This is a genomic window from Streptomyces sp. MK37H, assembly GCF_018035285.1.
Lineage (GTDB): Bacteria > Actinomycetota > Actinomycetes > Streptomycetales > Streptomycetaceae > Streptomyces > Streptomyces endocoffeicus.
In genome coordinates, this window is record NZ_JAAAYH010000002.1 from 71069 (window position 1) to 87706 (window position 16638).

General features: G+C 70.8%; 17 protein-coding genes. 12 read left to right on the plus strand and 5 right to left on the minus strand.

The genetic code is table 11. The annotated features are described in order from the left end of the window. Positions 1–200: 200 nt before the first annotated feature. The 6 genes from GWI24_RS01020 to GWI24_RS01045 all read left to right on the plus strand — a co-directional run bounded on the left by GWI24_RS01020 (position 201) and on the right by GWI24_RS01045 (position 5438). Complete coding sequence (locus tag GWI24_RS01020; protein ID WP_210943944.1) at positions 201–1244, plus strand: LacI family DNA-binding transcriptional regulator; 1044 nt, start codon at positions 201–203, stop codon at positions 1242–1244. Positions 1245–1400: 156 nt separating this feature from the next. Then, on the plus strand, positions 1401–2369 hold the full coding sequence (locus tag GWI24_RS01025) for an acetylxylan esterase (RefSeq protein WP_210943945.1): 969 nt from the start codon (positions 1401–1403) through the stop codon (positions 2367–2369). 77 nt (positions 2370–2446) lie between these two features. Further along, positions 2447–3622, plus strand: a complete 1176-nt coding sequence (locus tag GWI24_RS01030) for a CaiB/BaiF CoA-transferase family protein (RefSeq protein WP_210943946.1) — start codon at positions 2447–2449, stop codon at positions 3620–3622. A 35-nt stretch (positions 3623–3657) separates the two neighbouring features. Then, positions 3658–4392 carry a YqjF family protein gene (locus GWI24_RS01035; RefSeq protein ID WP_210943947.1) on the plus strand — a complete coding sequence of 245 codons (735 nt, stop codon included), beginning with the start codon at positions 3658–3660 and terminating at the stop codon, positions 4390–4392. A gap of 131 nt (positions 4393–4523) precedes the next feature. After that, a complete protein-coding gene (locus tag GWI24_RS01040) occupies positions 4524–4967 on the plus strand; it encodes a helix-turn-helix domain-containing protein (protein WP_210943949.1) in 444 nt (147 codons plus the stop codon). Positions 4968–5000: 33 nt separating this feature from the next. Then, complete coding sequence (locus GWI24_RS01045; RefSeq protein WP_210943950.1) at positions 5001–5438, plus strand: VOC family protein; 438 nt, start codon at positions 5001–5003, stop codon at positions 5436–5438. Between the two features lie 207 nt (positions 5439–5645). Here the strand turns inward: GWI24_RS01045 and GWI24_RS01050 are convergent, their stop codons facing one another. The 3 genes from GWI24_RS01050 to GWI24_RS01060 all read right to left on the minus strand — a co-directional run bounded on the left by GWI24_RS01050 (position 5646) and on the right by GWI24_RS01060 (position 7980). After that, positions 5646–6041, minus strand: a complete 396-nt coding sequence (locus GWI24_RS01050; protein ID WP_210943952.1) for a hypothetical protein — start codon at positions 6039–6041, stop codon at positions 5646–5648. Positions 6042–6282: 241 nt separating this feature from the next. Continuing rightward, complete coding sequence (locus tag GWI24_RS01055) at positions 6283–7116, minus strand: MFS transporter (RefSeq protein ID WP_281788708.1); 834 nt, start codon at positions 7114–7116, stop codon at positions 6283–6285. A gap of 147 nt (positions 7117–7263) precedes the next feature. Next, positions 7264–7980, minus strand: coding sequence for a GntR family transcriptional regulator (locus GWI24_RS01060; RefSeq protein ID WP_210943954.1), 717 nt, complete (start codon positions 7978–7980; stop codon positions 7264–7266). A 334-nt stretch (positions 7981–8314) separates the two neighbouring features. On the opposite strand from GWI24_RS01060, the gene GWI24_RS01065 reads away from it, so the two are divergent. The 4 genes from GWI24_RS01065 (at position 8315) to GWI24_RS01080 (ending at position 11121) form a co-directional block, all read left to right on the plus strand. After that, positions 8315–8515, plus strand: coding sequence for a hypothetical protein (locus tag GWI24_RS01065; RefSeq protein WP_210943956.1), 201 nt, complete (start codon positions 8315–8317; stop codon positions 8513–8515). Continuing rightward, on the plus strand, positions 8512–9312 hold the full coding sequence (locus tag GWI24_RS01070) for a DUF427 domain-containing protein (protein WP_210943958.1): 801 nt from the start codon (positions 8512–8514) through the stop codon (positions 9310–9312). The genes GWI24_RS01065 and GWI24_RS01070 overlap by 4 nt, the downstream gene beginning before the upstream one ends. Before the next feature lie 138 nt (positions 9313–9450). Further along, positions 9451–10422 carry an arabinan endo-1,5-alpha-L-arabinosidase gene (locus GWI24_RS01075; protein WP_210943960.1) on the plus strand — a complete coding sequence of 324 codons (972 nt, stop codon included), beginning with the start codon at positions 9451–9453 and terminating at the stop codon, positions 10420–10422. Positions 10423–10527: 105 nt separating this feature from the next. Continuing rightward, a complete protein-coding gene (locus GWI24_RS01080; protein ID WP_210943961.1) occupies positions 10528–11121 on the plus strand; it encodes a gamma carbonic anhydrase family protein in 594 nt (197 codons plus the stop codon). A 39-nt stretch (positions 11122–11160) separates the two neighbouring features. Here GWI24_RS01080 and GWI24_RS01085 read toward each other — a convergent pair whose 3' ends face one another. Next, the gene (locus tag GWI24_RS01085) at positions 11161–12732 is read right to left on the minus strand and encodes an AbgT family transporter (RefSeq protein WP_210943963.1); all 1572 of its coding nucleotides are present in this window, start codon (positions 12730–12732) and stop codon (positions 11161–11163) included. Beyond that, on the minus strand, positions 12732–14030 hold the full coding sequence (locus GWI24_RS01090; protein ID WP_210943965.1) for an amidohydrolase family protein: 1299 nt from the start codon (positions 14028–14030) through the stop codon (positions 12732–12734). Before GWI24_RS01090 ends, GWI24_RS01085 begins: the two co-directional genes overlap by 1 nt. A gap of 124 nt (positions 14031–14154) precedes the next feature. Here GWI24_RS01090 and GWI24_RS01095 point away from each other — a divergent pair, with 124 nt between their 5' ends. Both GWI24_RS01095 and GWI24_RS01100 read left to right on the plus strand, forming a co-directional pair. Then, entirely contained in the window at positions 14155–15216 is a 1062-nt protein-coding gene (locus tag GWI24_RS01095; RefSeq protein ID WP_210943967.1) for an Lrp/AsnC family transcriptional regulator, read from the plus strand. A gap of 134 nt (positions 15217–15350) precedes the next feature. Beyond that, the gene (locus tag GWI24_RS01100; protein WP_210943969.1) at positions 15351–16625 is read left to right on the plus strand and encodes an O-antigen ligase; all 1275 of its coding nucleotides are present in this window, start codon (positions 15351–15353) and stop codon (positions 16623–16625) included. Positions 16626–16638: the final 13 nt, after the last annotated feature.

Sequence of the window (16638 nt, forward strand, 5' to 3'; positions counted from 1 at the left end):
TCCGCGTCGCCGATGCATCGACGGCTCCCGAGACCACACGAGAAGCGGGCAACGTTTCGGCGGGCGGCGGCGACAAGGAGGCACGGGCCTCCCACCTCGACGACCGGGGTCTTCCCGGCGACTTGAGGCGGCCTTAGGGTTGGTAACCGATTGCTGCCCGGTCAGGGGTTCCACGTGGGCGGTTAGGGAAGGGAGTCTCAATGGCTCGTTCCTCGGGATCGACGGGGCCCACACTGGCGGTCGTCGCCCGTGAGGCGGGTGTATCGGTGCCGACCGCGTCGAAGGTGGTCAACGGCCGGGAGGACGTGGCCCCCGAGACCCGCCGCCGGGTCACCGAGGTCCTGGACCGCCTGGGGTACATCCGCAGACCGCGCTGCGAGGCGCCCAAGCCGACCGCGATCGTCGACCTGGTGGTGCACTCACTCGACGGCGCCTGGTCGGGGGCGGTGCTGCACGGCGCGGCCGAGGCCGCGCACGAGGCGGGCCTTGAGGTGGTGGTCTCGGCCGCGGCCACCCGAAGTCGGGGCGGCCGGCTCGAATGCGGCTGGCCGGAGAAGCTGTACGCCCGGGGCAGCTCGGGTGTGCTGTTCCATCTCATCGAGCTCGCCCCCGCCCAGTACTCCTGGCTCGACGAGCGGCGGATCCCGTTTGTGCTGATCGACCCCGCGAACGACCCGCCGCCCGGGGTGCCGTCCGTGGCCGCCGCCAACTGGCAGGGCGGGATGGCCGCGACCGAGCACCTCATCGGGCTGGGGCACGGCCGGATCGCGGTGATCGGCGGCCTGGGGCGGGCGGTGCGCGACGGCGGCCGGGTCGCCGGGTACCGCTCGGCGATGGCGGCGGCCGGGTTGCCCGTGCCGTCCGCGTATGTGCGCTACGGCGAGATCAGCGAGGCCGGGGCGCGCCACCGGATGGGTGAGCTGCTGGATCTGCCCGAACCGCCCACGGCCGTCTTCGTGTGCTCCGATCAGATGGTGCCGGGTGTGTATCAGGCGGTCAGGGGACGGGGCCTGAGGGTGCCGCGGGACATCAGCGTCGTGGGCTTCGACGATCTGCCGCAGGCCCGCTGGATCACCCCCGCGCTGACGACGGTCCGCCAGCCGCTGTCGGAGATGGCGGGCGCGGCGCTGCGCACGCTGCTGCGGCTGATGACCGGCGAGGTGCCGGAGGCCATGCGGACCGAGCTGTCCACCCGGCTCATGGTCCGGTCCAGTACCGCTCCGCCATTCCGCGCTCCCTTATGACCGAGGAGTCGAACGCTGCACGGATGACCGGACGATCCCGTATCCCCCGTCCCGTCCATCACCCCGTCCCGTCCATCGCCCCTGACCCGACTCCTCCGATCGACTCCTGACCGCGCACCCCTTCACCGCACCGATCGCTACGGAGGTCCGCCCACCGTGTTCATCGACCTGCCCCTGGAGCAGCTGCGCACCTACCAGCCCCCGCTGCCCGAGCCGGACGGCTTCGACGCCTTCTGGAAGCGGACCCTCTCCGAGGCCCGCAGCCGCGAGCTGAACGCGGTGTTCACCGAGGAGGACACCGGACTGACCCGTGTGCACACCTACGACGTGGAGTTCTCCGGCTTCGGCGGGCACCGGATACGCGGCTGGCTGCTGGCCCCGCGGGACGTGGCGGCCCCGCTGCCGTGCGTGGTGCAGTACCTCGGCTACAGCGGCGGCCGGGGGCTGCCGCACAACTGGCTGCTGTGGCCGTCGGTGGGCTATGCGGTCTTCGTGATGGACAGCCGGGGTCAGGGCTGGGTCCAGCACTCCCCCGGCGTCACCCCCGATCCGGTCGGCGGCACCGGGCCCGAGACACCGGGCAAGATGACCCATGGCGTCCTCTCCCCGGACGACTACTACTACCGGCGGCTGTACACGGACGCGGTGCGCGCGGTGGAGGCCGCCCGTGAGCATCCGCTGGTGGACCCCGCGCGGATCGTGGTCAGCGGGGGCAGTCAGGGCGGTGCGCTGGCCCTGGCGGCGGCCGGGCTGGTGCCGGATCTGACGGCGGCGCTGGTGGATGTGCCGTTCATGACGCACATCCGGCGAGCGGTCGAGATCACCGACGCGGAACCCTACGGTGAACTGGCGCGGTTCTGCGCCACACAGCGCGAGCTGGCCGAGCGGGTGTTCGCCACACTCGACCACTTCGACGGGCTCAACTTCGCGGTCCGCGCCAACGCGCCGGCGCTGTTCTCGACCGCCCTGCGCGATGAGACCACCCCGACCTCCTGCGGCTTCGCCGCCTATCACCACTACGCCGGTGAGAAGGACCTCAAGGTGTGGTCCTTCAACGGCCACGAGGGCGGCGGTACCCATCAGCAGGCCGAGCAGATCGCCTATCTGCGGAGGCTGCTGGGCTGAGCCGGACGTGCCGGGCGGCGTTCGATCGCCGTCCGGCACGGGGTAGACAGGGGCTACCCGCATCGAAGGAGCCGCCCGTGCCCGCGCAGCCGCTGGAAGGCATCACCGTCGTCGCCCTGGAGCAGGCCGTCGCCGCCCCGTTCGCCACCCGTCAGCTCGCCGATCTGGGGGCCAGGGTCATCAAGGTGGAGCGGCCGGGGCGCGGGGACTTCGCCCGCGAGTACGACCGCGAGGTCAAGGGCGCGTCGGCCTATTTCGTCTGGGTCAACCGCGGCAAGGAGAGCGTCGTCCTCGACGTCAAGGACGACGCCGACCGGGCGCTGCTCGATGCGATGCTCGCCCGTGCCGATGTCTTCGTGCACAATCTGGCGCCAGGCGCCGTGGACCGGCTGGGCCTGGGGGCGGAGACGCTGCGGGCCGCCCATCCCCGCCTGATCACCTGCGCGATCTCCGGATACGGGGACTGCGGCCCGTACCGCGAGAAGAAGGCGTACGACCTGCTGATCCAGTGCGAGGCCGGGCTGCTGTCGATCACCGGCAGCCCGGAGGCACCGGCCCGCCCCGGGATCTCGATCGCCGATATCGCGGGCGGGATGTACGCCTACACCGGCATTCTCACCGCGCTGTACGAGCGGGAGCGCACCGGCGCGGGGACCGATCTGAGCGTGAGCCTGCTGGACGCGCTGGGCGAGTGGATGGGCCACCCCTATTTCGCCCAGGCGTACGGCGGCGCGGGAGTCGTCCGCAGCGGCGCCCGCCATCCGTCCATCTCGCCGTACGGAGCCTACCGCTGTGGGGACGGCGCCCAGGTGTTCCTGAGTGTGCAGAGCGACCGTGAATGGGTGGCCCTGTGCGAGCGGGTGCTGCGCCGCCGGGAGCTGATCCGCGATCCGCGCTTCGCGGACAATCCGCTGCGCCGCACCCATGACGAGGAGCTGACGGCCGAGCTGGAGGCGTGCTTCGCTGGCCACACCGCCGAGGGGCTGATCGCGCTGCTGGACGGGGCCGCTATCGCCAATGCCCGACTGCGTGACCTCGCGGAGTTCGCCGCCCACCCCCAGTTCGACGCTCGCGACCGCTGGGGCGAGTTCGGCTCCCCGGTGGGACCGCTACGAGGTCTGCTGCCACCGGTGGAGGTGGCGGGCCGCAGGGCCCCGATGCGGCCGGTGCCGGGGCTGGGCGAGCACACGGAGGCGGTGCGCGCCGAGTTCTCCGAGCCGGTCCCCCACCCGGGGAATCCGGGACCCGCCTGACGGGCGGCTCGGTCCCCTGTGCTAGGACGCTGGCCATGGAGATCGAGCCGATCACCCTGTCCACGCCACGGCCCGTGCGCCGGCCGACCCTCGTCCAGCGCTGGGATGAACTCACCTTCCTGCACTGGCCGGTGGAGCCGGAGCGCGTGGCCCCGCTGCTGCCCGCCGGTACGCGCCCCGACACCCTCGACGGTGTCACCTATGTCGGGCTGGTCCCGTTCCTGATGCGCGGTGTGGGCTTCGGGCCGGGGCCCGGCCTGCCGTATCTGGGCACGTTCTGTGAGACGAACGTGCGGCTGTACTCGGTGGACGGGCAGGGCCGGCGCGGTGTGGTGTTCCGGTCCCTGGACGCGGCCCGGCTGCTCCCCGTGCTGGTGGGCCGGCTCACCGTCCGGCTGCCCTATCGGTGGTCCACGATGCGGCTGCGCCGTGAGAACGACGTGGTCACCTATAGCTGCGGCCTGCGACGGCGCCCGGCGGCCCGGGGTCGCATGAGCCGGGCCGTGGTGAGGATAGGCGGAGCCATCACCGAGCCCACACGGCTGGAACGGTTCCTGACTGCCCGGTGGGGTCTGCATGTGGCGTGGCACGGCCGCACGGTGCACCTGCCGAACGACCACGCACCGTGGCCACTGCACCGAGCCGAGCTGCTCGATCTCGACGACGGCCTGATCACCACCGCGGGCCTGCCGCCCATGACCGGCCCGCCGGTGAGTGTGCTCTACTCCCCCGGGGTCGCCGTGCGTTTCGGAACCCCGCAACGCATATGAGTCCAGTCCGGGAAGTGGGCTTACGGCGCGGGGGCAGTGCGCGCGAACGAACGGTCCCTGGCGCACAGGGGCCGTTCGTAGCCGGCGCGACCGGAACCGCTACTGCGCGGCGAGAGACCAAACATCGCACAATGGGTTGCGTGGCCCATGTTCCGATCGCTCGTCATCTGCTCCGCGCCAGGGATCTCGCGGACACCCGCTACTCCGAGGCACTCACCGTGGCCGACATGGCCGCGGCCGCCGCGCTGTCTCCGGCCCACTTCAGCCGCCGTTTCAAGGCCGTGTTCGGCGAGTCGCCGCACCAGTACCTACTGACCCGTCGCCTGGAGCGGGCCGCCGCCCTGCTGCTTGCGACCGACTGGACGGTGACCGCGGTCGGCGTCGCCGTCGGTGTGCGGAGCATCGGTTCCTTCACGACGAGTTTCCGCAGGATGTACGGGATGACTCCACAGCCGTACCGTGCGGCGCACCTGCCCGCCGCACGACATGTGCGCATCCCCCGCTGTGTGGCGATGGCCTACGCACGGCCGCAGAACCGCACGTTTCGAGAAGACACGGCCTCGCCGGCTGCCTAGCGTCGGTTCCAGGCAACCGACCAAGGAGCGACCATGACGACAATCAAGATCGCGAATGCGCAGTTCTGGGTGCACGACCAGGACGAGGCGCTTGACTTCTACACCAAGAAACTCGGCTGGGAGGTCCGGGCGGACGTGACGATGGAGGCATGGAACTTCCGGTGGCTGTGCGTCGCCCCGCCCGGCGGGGACGGTCCGGCGCTGGTGCTGATGCCAGTACCGGGGCAGCCCATGCTCGACGAGGCGAGCAGTGTCCAGCTGTCGGATCTGGTGGCAAAGGGTGCGGGTGGCACGCTGTTCCTGGAGACCGACGACTGCAGGGCCGCCTATGACGAGCTGTCCGCCCGTGGCGTGGAGTTCAACGACCCGCCGACAGCACAACCGTACGGAATCAACACGTCGTTCCGGGACCCGTCGGGCAACAACATCCGGCTCACGCAGGTGCTGGACTTCGATCCGGAACGGCACTGACCCGGTCGCGCATCACTCCGGATGGGCCACCGCGTCATCCCGTAGTCGCACCGCTGCCAGCAGACTCAGCCCCGGCTCTGCCCCGCGCAGCGCCTTTACCGCCGCAACCGAAGTGAGGTCCCCGGAGAAGCCGACGTCGGCCAACCGGGAGCGGACCCAATGACGACCAGCGACAAGGCTCCCCGTCCGAGGGTCAGAACCGCGAAGTCAGCCGACGGAGAGACCCAGGTCTGTCACGTACCAGCGACCCGCCACGACGGCGGCCCCGATCCTGACACCGACCTCGTCCTCCTCCACTCCGGTGGAGTGCGACAGGACGATGGCCTTCAATGTCTGACCGTCCACGGTGACCTGCTCACCGTCGACTGTCGCCTTCTTGTCCGCGACCGGGACCTCGGCGACCTTCACCGTCGGGGGATTCTTCGGCTGGTCAGGCGTGAACGAGGTGCGCATGCGGTGGATTTGTTCCGCCATCTGTTGTGCCTCCGGCCCCTTGCCGCCGCATATCGCCTCAGTGATGGGCTTCGCGGGAGACCCGTCGGTGGCCGGTGTCGCCATGACCAGGCAGGCCTCCTTGGGACGATCCTCGACGACCGCGGTCACCCATTTGGCCACCACCCCCTGCACCGTGGATTGATCGCCGGACTGCCCCTCCGGGGATGGAGTGGCCCTGGCGGTCGAGGTCGAGCCCTTCGTGTCCTTCGTGTCCTTTGCCTTCGTCGAGTCCGCCGAACACCCCGCGAGGACTGGCCCCGCGGCCATCACACATATGCCGACGATCCAGCCGACAGCGTTCTTCTTCGACCTGGTCATTCCCATATGCTCACGCTTCCTCAATGGTTCCTCATCGTCCGGCGTCCCCGGAATGAATTGCGCGCCTTCCCAGAGGCGGCGGGGAGTCCCAGCCTCCCGGTACCCCCGCCAAGGGAGTGATCGTTCCGCGTGATGTCCAGGCGATTTCCATGTCCATGAGTGGGGCGTACTGCTGGCCGGCGTAGCAGTCGGTGTCGTGCGGGCCGCCCTGGACAGTGGGCCGGGGAAGGGAGACCTTGCGGCCGAGGAAGGCCCAGGACAGCCCGAGCACGATCAGCATCAGCAACGGGGGGATCACGAAGGCGAGATGAAGGGACCGGTCGACGACCAAGAGGCTGATCACGGAAGAGACGACGATGGTCAGGCTGACGCCTGCCTTGATGAAGCCCTGAGCCTTGCCGCGGGCGGACGGCGCGACATAGTCCGTCACCAACGTCTCGGTGACGCCCTTGAAGGCGTTGGCGACCGCGGCGAAGCCGACCACGCACACCATCAGCGCCGGCAGGTTCGTCGCCCAGGGGATGAGGACGAACGGCACAGCGGCGAGCGCGGCGCCGACCAGGACGATCGGCCACCGGCCGGTGCGGCGGCGGGCGAGCTTGTCGGAGAGGAACCCGACGGACGGCTGGGTGAAGATGCCCCAGGAGTGGTCCAGGCCCATGATCAGCCCGATCACGCCCGCGGAGGGGAAGTAGTGCCGCAACTGCTCGGGGACCTGGGCGTCGTAGAAGTTCCAGACCGCTTCCTGAGCGAACACCGCGAGGGTCACCCAGAGCACCGCACCGCGGTTCATGCGCTCGCCCACCGCCGGGCGGGACGGTGCCGTGGGCGGTTCGGAGACGGAGGGGGTATCGGGAGGCATCATACGCGGCAGCTTCTGTTGCTGCATGCTATAGCATAACGGGGAAGTGGAAGTGCATGCTCGCCGGGCGCACCCCCTGCGCCGGGCGGCGGGCAAGCGGCTCGGGACAATCAGGCCGAGGCAAGCGGCTCGAGGCAGGCAGCTCGGGGATCAGCCGCCGGACAACTGGGCGAGGGCGGCGCGGTGGTGCCGCGCGGCAAGCTCCTCGGCGCGGTCCTCATCCCGTTCAAGGAGAGCGTCCAGCAACTCGCGATGCTCGTGATAGCGGGCGCGGAACGCCTCGGCATGCCCGGGAGCGAGCCTCACCGTCAGGTCGAGCCGCTCCTCGTCGCTGAAGGCCCGGGCCTGATCCAGCAGGCCCTCCAGGACGGGGTTGCCCGCACACGCCTCTACCTGGCGGTGAAACAGGCGCAGCTTGTGGAAGACGGCCGCGAGCCCGTCGGTCACATCGGCTTCCACGCCCTGCCCGGCGACGGTCTTCTCGATCCCGGCGACGATCTGGTCGGTCTGGGCGAGCAGCGAAACGAGGCCGGTGAGCTGCTCCGCGGTGGCGTTGCGGGCGGCGAGGCGCGCCATGAGGGCGGACAGGCGGACCTCGGCCTCCACGATCTCGGAGCGGGCCGCCGAGGAGTGGTCGGCGATCCGCAGGGCGCGCGGCCCGACCCTTTCGACGACCTTCTCGTGCACCAGCTGCCGCAGCGCCTCCCGGACCGGGGTCGGGCTGACCCCGAGGCGGGCGGCCAGATCGCGTTCGGTGATCTTCTCACCCGGCCGCAGGACACCCCCACGGATCGCGTCCCGAAGCCGACGGTATGCCTGGTCGGCCAGCGACGTGGTCTCCACGGAACCCAGGGCGTCAGCGCTCATGCCGACGAGAGTATTTCTGCTATAGCAAACAGTCAATGTCTCCGCGGTCCTGCCGCAACGGCGGGCGGCAGCCCAACTCCCCCGGGGTCGCCGTGCGCTTCGGAGCCCCACAACGCGCATGAGCCCGGGAAACGGGCTTACGGTGGAAGGGTCATCGCGCGGATGTCCGCCGTAGGCCGATGAGCGGATTGAACGGATCGAAGCAATGGCCGAAGCGACCAAGACAACCCCTCGCACCAGCGCGTCCTCCCGGGCCCAGGCATCGGCCCCGGCCGCGAGGAGACGATCCCGTGGCCCCCGCGCCGCGGCCGAGGACGTGTGCGCGCGCCATTCCGTGACCGTCCAGCTGGATGGGCGGCGGGTGGAGCTGCCCTCGGAGGAACAGCTCTGCTTCCTCGCCGGGCTCGGCGTCATCGCCGCCATCGGGATCATCGAATGGCCGGTGGCGGCGGCCATAGCGGTCGGGCACGGGCTGGCCCACAGTCAGCACGGCAAGGCGCTGCGCGAGTTCGGGGAGGCACTGGAAGAGGCATGACGGAGTACACACCGGACTACCCCGCGATGATCGTTCCGGTCGGCCATGTGGAGCCCGTACCCCGCCGCCTCCGTGGCTTCGTGACCGGACGCCCCGTCTTCGACACCGTGCGGGCGCGCTATGTGTGGCTCTGGCCGGGCTATCCGCAGTACTGCGTGCCCCGCGACGACATCGTCGAGGAGGCGCTCGTCGACGAGGGCCGGAGCATGGCGCTGAAGGTCGGCGGAGCGCGCCGGCAGACCCTCCAGGTGGGCTCGCTCACCCGCCCGGGCGCGGCCTGGGAATGGGGCGAGGACGCGCCCTCCGGCATCGTCGGCCAGGTCAGCTTCCGGTGGGAGGCCATCGACGCCTGGTTCGAGGAGGACGAGCAGGTGTTCGTCCACCCCAGGAGCCCGTACACCCGCGTCGACGCGCTCCGGTCCGGCCGTGCCGTACGCGTCGAGCTGGACGGCGCCGTGCTCGCCGACGCCCCGAGCTCGGTGATGGTGCTGGAGACGGGGCTCCCGACGCGCTACTACCTGGACCGGGTGTATCTGGACTGGACGCGCATGGAGCCCACCGAGACCGTCACCAGCTGTCCGTACAAGGGCATGACGAGCGGCTACTGGTCCGTCCGGACCGACACCGCCACTCACCCGGACCTCGCCTGGACCTATGACTTCCCGACCCGCCAGGTGTCCCCCATCGCGGGGCTGGTCGCCTTCTACAACGAGCAGGTCGACCTCTACCTCGACGGCCGGCCGCTTCCCCGGCCCGCCCCGGTCTCCAGGGCGAACTGGGAGAAGGAACACCGATAGGCGGAAAACACCTCCTCGCCCGGAAGGGCCCTGGGTCTCGGCCCAGGGCCCATGTGTGTACCCCACGACTAGACTTGACGCTGCGTCAGTTCCGCTCGCGGAACGCGCACACCCCAGGCCCACGAGAGGAGAACCGCCATGAAAGCGCACCGCGGCACCAGATGGCTCCCGCTGCCCACCGCACTCCTGCTCGCCCTGCTCCCCACCAGCGCCTCCGCGTACCCCAACCCCGGCCGGGTGACGGGCGACACCGTCGTCCACGACCCGTCGATGGTCCGCGCCACCGACGGCACCTATCTGCTCTACTCCACCCACGGCGGCCTGGAGGCCCGCACCTCCACCGACCGGATCGCCTTCGGCCGCTCGGGCAGCGCCTTCACCACCCCGCCCTCCTGGTGGCGGACGTACTCCGCCGACAACGACCCCTGGGCACCGGACATCTCGTACCAGGGTGGCGCCTATCTGATGTACTACGCCGTCTCGTCCTTCGGCTCCAGCAACTCCGCGATCGGCCTCGCCACCTCCCCCAGCGGCAGGGCCGGTACCTGGACCGACCGCGGCATCGTGCACTCCACCACCGGCGGCAGCGACTACAACGCCATCGACCCCAACCTCTTCGTCGACAGCGACGGAAAGTGGTGGCTGTCATTCGGCTCGTGGTGGTCGGGGCTGAAGATGATCCGCCTGGACCCCGCCACCGGCAAGCAGTACGCGGGCGACAGGACGGTCTACGCCATCGCCTCCCGGCCGACCGGCACCAAGGCGATCGAGGGCCCGTCGGTCGTCAAGCGCAACGGCTACTACTACCTGTTCGCGTCGTACGACACCTGCTGCGCGGGTACCAGCTCCACGTACAAGATCAAGGTCGGCCGCGCCACCAGCCCCACCGGTCCGTACTACGACAAGAGCGGGGTGAACATGATGAACAACGGCGGCACCCCGGTCCTCGAGTCCCACGGCCGCTACATCGGCCCCGGCGGGCAGTCGGTGATGAGCGACGTCGACGGCGATCTGCTCGTCTACCACTACTACGACGGCCAGGACAACGGCACTCCGAAGCTGGGCGTCAACCTGCTGAGCTGGTCCGGCGGCTGGCCGGCCGCGTACTGACTGCCGGAGGGCCCACCGGTCGCCCAGGGCGTGTTTCGAAAGTAGCGCCGTCCGCCCGGAGGGCGGGGCAGGCGGGACTTTCGAAACACGCCCTAGGATCGGAGCATGTTGCTCGAACATCGTGGCAGGCGGCCCGTGGTTCCCGAATCGGCGTATGTCGCCCCCACCGCCGTCCTGTGCGGTGCCGTCGTCCTCGGCGAGCGGGCGCGGGTGCTGCACGGTGCCGTGCTCACCGCCGAGGACGGTGAGGTGCGCACCGGGGCGGATGTGGTGGTGATGGAGAACGCGCTGGTCCGCGCGCGGGCCGGGCATCCGGTGACGCTGGGCGACGCGGTGCTGATCGGGCCGCACGCCCATGTCAACGGGGCGAGGGTCGAGGACGAGGTCTTCGTGGCCACCGGCGCGTCGCTGTTTCCCGGGGCGGTCGCGGGGACGGGCGCCGAGCTGCGGATCAACAGCGTGCTCCAGGTGAACTCGCGGCTGGCGCCCGGCACGGTGCTCCCCATCGGCTGGATCGCCGCCGGGGACCCGGCCCGGCTGTTCTCCCCCGATCAGCACGCCGAACTGTGGGAGGTGCAGCGCGCTCTCGACTTTCCCGACACCGTCTACGGTGTCGAGCGCGGCACCTCGATGCGCACGATCATGTCCCGGCAGGCCGACTTCTACGGGGCCCACCGGGACGACCGCCCCCTGGACTGAGTCCCGAGCACAGGATGACCACCATGTGCTCGGGAAGCGTCATTTGACGCCGATGTGTGCTCCGGGGCCGAGCGGCAGGTCCAGGCCGTAGAAGATGCCGAGGATCGCCAGCCACACCACCAGGAACGGCACCACGAAGATGGCGAGCCGGGAGATGAGGGTCCCCAGGCGGGCCTCCGGTTCGTATTCGCGGACCATCGCCAGGACCAGGATGAGATACGGGTTCATCGGGGTGATGGCACCGGTCGCCGAGTCGCCGATGCGGAAGGCCGCCTGGCTGAGCGCCGGGCTCATGTCCATGAGCATGAAGGCCGGGATGAAGACGGGGCCGACCAGGGACCACAGGGCGGATCCGGAGAGGATCACCAGATTGAGGCAGGAGGCCAGCAGGACGAACGCGATGATCGCCCAGAAGCCGGTCACGCCGACGGCGTTGAACAGCGCGGCCGCCTTCACCGCGAGCAGCACTCCGAGGTTGGACCAGGTGAAGACCGCGATGACCTGGGCGGCGAAGAACATCATCACGATGTAGCCGGACATGTTCTTCACCGAGTCGGTCATGGCGGTGACCACGTCCTCGGTGCCGGTGAGCTGCTTGACCGTGAAGCCGTAGCTGAGCCCGGCGAGCAGGAAGGCGCCGAAGAGCACCGGGACGACACCGGTCAGCACCGGCGAGGGCACGAAGGCGCCGCCCTCCCCGCGCAGCGGGGCGCCCGGTGGCAGCCACAGCGCGAGGACCGCCGCCAGATACACACCGACGACCGCGCAGGTGACCGCGAGCCCCTTGCGCTGCACCGGGGTGAGCGTCAGGTCCTCCCCGGTGGCCTCGCCGTCGGGCGCCTGGTAGGTGCCCAGACGTGGTTCGAGGACGCGGCTGATGAGGAATCCGCCGAGCAGCCCCAGGGCGACGCTGCTGGCGGCGGTGAAGAAGTAGTTGATGAGCACATGGATATGGAGGCCCTCGGCGGCCGGGAGCACGGATGCCGCCTGCTGGGTGATGCCCACGTACAGGGCGTCCAGCGAGCCGATGGTGAACCCCGCCGCATAGCCCGCGGTGACACAGGCGAAGCCGCCGATGAGGCCCGCGACGGGATGGCGTCCGGCGCTCTTGAACACCAGGGCCGCCAGCGGTGGCAGCACGATGGCGCCGACATCGCTCATCATGTGCGCCTGGCTGGCGATGATCGCCACCGCGTACGGCAGTACCGCACGCGGCACCCGGGCCAGCGTGGCCCGCATCGCGGTCTCCAGCAGACCGGTCTTCTCCGCGAGCCCGACCACCATCATCAGCACCAGCACGGCGCCGATCGGCGGGAAGGTGGCGAAGTTGGGGATCAGGTTCTCCAGCAGCCAGCGCAGCCCCTCACCGGTGAGCAGCCCGCCGATGGACTTGGTGTCATCGGTGCCGGGGACGGTGACGGAGACACCGGCGAGAGCGAGGACGGTGGAGACGACGGCCAGCAGCGCGAAGAGCCCGGCGAACAGGACGATGGGGTTGGGCAGGGCGTTGCCGACGCGTTCGATGAAGGAGAGGACACGGTCGAGCCCGCCACGCCGCTCCTTGTCCGGCGAGGTGCCCCCGGGGGCGGGGAGCCCGGTCACCGCGGGCATCAGGGCCGCCCACCGGCTGGCGTGGCCGAGGGCAGGAGGCCCTTGGTGTCCTTGCGGACATGTCCGTCCTGCACGACGCACACCACGTTGGCGGGATCGCCGAGCACACCGATGTCCGCGAGCGGATCGCCCTCGCAGACGACGAGGTCGGCGACGCGGCCGGGGGCCAGCGTGCCGAGCCGGTCGGCGACGCCGAGGAGTTCGGCGGCGGTCCGGGTGCCGGCCACGATGGCGTCCATGGGGGCCATGCCCAGGTCCACGAGGTAGGAGAGCTCCATCAGGTTCTGTCCGTGCGGACAGACGGCGGCGTCGGTGCCGAGCGCGATCCTGGCCCCCTGCTCGATGGCGCGGGAGATGTTCTCCTTGGTGATGCCGGACCAGCGCACCTTCTTCTCGTAGTGATAGTGCTCCATCGTGGCCTTGTTGATGCCCGCGTAGACGGTGGAGAGGGTCGGAACGACGAAGACGTCACGCTCCCCCGCCATCTCCAGGGCCCGGTCGTCCAGGCCGTAGCCGTGCTCGATGCTGGTGACCCCGCCGCGGATGGCGTTGAGGATGCCCGCGTTGCCCTGGGCGTGGGCGGCCACCGGCTTGCCGCCGTGGCGCCGGCACTCGTCGACCACGGCGCGGATCTCCTCCTCCAGGAGCCCCTCGTCGTCCGGCTGGTCGTAGGGGCTGCCCATGCCACCGGTGGCGCAGATCTTGACCAGGTCGGCCCCCGCGCGCAGCACCTTGCGCACGGCCAGCCGCGCCTCGTCCTCGGTGTCGGCGAGCTCGGACATCTCGCCGCCGCTGAGGTCGGTGCCGTCGGGCAGGCGCACATCGGCGTGGCCACCGGTGTGGCTGATGATCCGTACGGCGGTGTGCAGCCGTGGGCCCTCGATCCGCCCGGTCTCGACGGCGGTGCGGTACCCGGTGGCCAGGCCGCCCAGGTCCCGGGCGGTGGTGATGCCCGCGTCGAGGGTCTGCCGCATGCGGGTGGCGGTGTCGAAGGTGACCAGGACCGGGTCGAGTTCACCGCGGCGGCCGGGCGGGGAGGCATGGGCGTACGCGAGGTGGGTGTGGCAGTCGAAGAAACCCGGCAGCACGGTGCGGCCGCCCGCGTCGATGACACGGCCGGTGAAGGTGTCGCCGGAGGCCGGGGGCGCGGTGGCCGCCGGGCCCGCGTAGGTGATGGTTCCTTCGTCGACGATGACGACGGCGTCCGCGATCGGGGCCGCCCCGGTACCGTCGATCAACGTGGCGTTCTCCACGCGCAGAGCGGTCCTGGTGGTCTCGGACGTGGTGGGTTCCGTCATGGGCTCGATCTCACTCCTCGTTGAGAGAACTGGTGGGGAGGAGTGTCGATCCATCGTGTGTTTCGGGTGTTATCATGCAGCATTCCATCGAGATTCACATGCGATACGCAGAAAAGCGCCGCCCATGCACACGCAGGATTTCGCCGCGCATGACCTGGACGAGTTGGATCGCGGCCTCATACACGCCTTGCAGATCCACCCCAGGGCCCCGTGGACTCTCGTGGGTGATGTTCTCGGGGTGAACCCGGTGACGGCCGCGCGACGCTGGCACCGGCTCCAGGAGGCGGGGCTGGCCTGGGTGACCGCCTACCCCCAGCTGTCGGACTCCCGGATCGTGGTGACCGGCATCGTCGAGGTGGACGCCGAGCCCGGGGTCGGCGAGGACGTGGCCGAGGCCCTGGCGGCCGAGCCCTCGGTGGCGAACGTCAAGCTCACGGCCGGAAGCCGGGATCTGGTGATCGCGCTGCAGGCTTCCGACCTGGGTGAGCTCTCCCAGCTCACCACCGTCCTCTTCCGGGGCGCGCCGGGGGTACGGGCGACACGTACGCATGTGGCGACGGCCCTGCCCTCCGAGGGCAGCCGGTGGCGGTTGCGCGCCCTGGATGCCACGCAGTGCGCCCGTCTCCAGGAGGCGCTCCCGCCGACCGAGCCGCTGCCCTCGGGGGCGACCGGCTGGGACCCCCTGGACATCCGGCTCCTGGAGCTGCTGAGTGCGGACGGCCGGATGGCGGTCAGCGATCTGGCGGAGCACGCCGACGCGCCACTCACCACGGTCCGCCGACGGCTGCGCTCGCTGCTCGGCTCACGGGTGTGTCTGCGCTGCGACCTGGCCCGGCCGCTGTCCGGATGGCCGCTGTCCGCGGTGTACTTCGCGTCCGTACCGGCCGAGTGTCTGGAGGAGACCAGCCGGGCGCTGGCCGGGGTGCGGGAGGTGCGGTCGTGTGCGATCACGGCGGGCCCGCACAACCTCGTGATCGACGTCTGGCTGCGCGCGTCCGGTGATGTGCACGCCTTCGAGGCGCATCTGTCGAGGCGGCTGCCGCGGCTGACCATCGAGGACCGCTCGGTGGTGCTGCGCACGGTCAAGCACATGGGCCGGCTGCTGGACCGCGACGGCCACAGCGTGGGCATCGTCCCGCTGCGCCCCTTCGCCGCTCCCGCTGCCGGGAGTGCCACCGCCACCTGAGGCGCGGGCACATGGTCCGGCGTCGCGGCCACTCCGTCCGAACCGGCCGACGGGCACACCGGACGTGAAGGCGCTGTCCACTGTTCGTGTGGGTGCCATCTGCCGGTACCCGCCGCCGGACACGCTGGGGCGCCATGGCACCTGTGCGCGCGATAGTCCAAGCCGTTCCGCTGGTGGCTACGGCCATCGTCATGCTCGACGCGGCCACCGACTTCTTCCCGGACGCCCCGCTGGTCGGCGTCATCACACCGGTGCGCCTCGCCGTACTGGCGGGGCTGGTCGCGACGGTGGTGACGGCCCCGCGGCTCGCCACGTTCCGCACCCGGCTGGACCTCGCCATCGCGGTGCTCCTGCTCAGTGCCATCGCCACCACCTACGTCGGCGGGCACCCGGACGCGCCGCTGCGTGCCCTGATGACCGCTCTCGCCACCTTCTATCTGCTGGTCGGGGTGCGGCGGTCGCAGCCCGAATCGTGGCGGGCGGTGGCGCTGCTCGCGCCGGCCTGCGTGGCGGCCGCGGCCACTTCGGCGTTCGCCCAGGTGACCAATGAGGTACCGACCGGCTTCTGCCGCACCGGGCTCTTCACCGACGTCGACTGCGACAGCGGCGGGGCCGGTTCGATGATCCGCGCCACGGGCACCTTCGCCAACCCCAACCTGCTCGCCGCGTTCCTGGTGTTGCTCACCCCGGTCGCCCTGCTGACGGCGGTGACGGTCGCCGAACGCACGGCACGGGTCGCCCTCGTGACCGTGGGCCTCCTCGCGTACGGCGCGGTGCTGACCACCTTCTCCCGGGCGGGCTGTGTCGCGGCCGCGGCGGGTCTGCTGGTGCTCGGTGGCGCGTACTGGCTCGCCCCCCGCCTCGGCCGGTGGGGGGCGCGGACACTGACGACCGTGGGGCTGGCCGGGCTGGCGGCGGTGACGGTGGCGCTGTGGGTGGTGTCGCGGGCCGGTGCCGCGCTCGGGGTACGGGGCCAGGCGTGGAAGGCGGCCGTGGACCTGGCCGTGGACCATCCGCTCGGGGTCGGGCTGGGGCGGGCCGGTGACGCCGTCTCCGCCGCCGTGCCCGGTGGCAGGACCTTCGTCCACGCGCACAACATGTGGCTGAACTGGCTGGCCGAAGCGGGCGTGGCCGGTCTGCTCGGCATCCTGCTGGTGACGGTGATCGCCGTCGCCTCGGCGGTCCGCGCCGCCCGGGAGAAGTCCGTGGCCGGTGTCGCCGGGCTGGCCGCCCTGACGGGGTTCTTCCTCGCGGCCACGGTGGACCACCCGGCCAACCTGGACCGGATCGCCATGCTCTTCTGGCTGGTCCTCGGCCTCGTCATGGCCGAGGTCCCGGGCGGGTGGCGGGAGTCCGGGACGCCCGCGCAGGCCACCGGCCGGTCGCGGCGCCGCGCGCGGCGCCGCTAGCGGGTGTCCGACG

Excerpts from the sequence above, each read along its gene's own strand:
- GWI24_RS01020 (WP_210943944.1), top strand. The coding sequence starts at position 201 with ATGGCTCGTTCCTCGGGATCGACGGGGCCCACACTGGCGGTCGTCGCC.
- GWI24_RS01035 (WP_210943947.1), top strand. The coding sequence starts at position 3,658 with ATGGAGATCGAGCCGATCACCCTGTCCACGCCACGGCCCGTGCGCCGG.
- GWI24_RS01040 (WP_210943949.1), top strand. The coding sequence starts at position 4,524 with ATGGGTTGCGTGGCCCATGTTCCGATCGCTCGTCATCTGCTCCGCGCC.
- GWI24_RS01045 (WP_210943950.1), top strand. The coding sequence starts at position 5,001 with ATGACGACAATCAAGATCGCGAATGCGCAGTTCTGGGTGCACGACCAG.
- GWI24_RS01055 (WP_281788708.1), bottom strand. The coding sequence starts at position 7,116 with ATGATGCCTCCCGATACCCCCTCCGTCTCCGAACCGCCCACGGCACCG.
- GWI24_RS01060 (WP_210943954.1), bottom strand. The coding sequence starts at position 7,980 with ATGAGCGCTGACGCCCTGGGTTCCGTGGAGACCACGTCGCTGGCCGAC.
- GWI24_RS01070 (WP_210943958.1), top strand. The coding sequence starts at position 8,512 with ATGACGGAGTACACACCGGACTACCCCGCGATGATCGTTCCGGTCGGC.
- GWI24_RS01075 (WP_210943960.1), top strand. The coding sequence starts at position 9,451 with ATGAAAGCGCACCGCGGCACCAGATGGCTCCCGCTGCCCACCGCACTC.
- GWI24_RS01080 (WP_210943961.1), top strand. The coding sequence starts at position 10,528 with ATGTTGCTCGAACATCGTGGCAGGCGGCCCGTGGTTCCCGAATCGGCG.
- GWI24_RS01085 (WP_210943963.1), bottom strand. The coding sequence starts at position 12,732 with ATGCCCGCGGTGACCGGGCTCCCCGCCCCCGGGGGCACCTCGCCGGAC.
- GWI24_RS01090 (WP_210943965.1), bottom strand. The coding sequence starts at position 14,030 with ATGACGGAACCCACCACGTCCGAGACCACCAGGACCGCTCTGCGCGTG.
- GWI24_RS01095 (WP_210943967.1), top strand. The coding sequence starts at position 14,155 with ATGCACACGCAGGATTTCGCCGCGCATGACCTGGACGAGTTGGATCGC.
- GWI24_RS01100 (WP_210943969.1), top strand. The coding sequence starts at position 15,351 with ATGGCACCTGTGCGCGCGATAGTCCAAGCCGTTCCGCTGGTGGCTACG.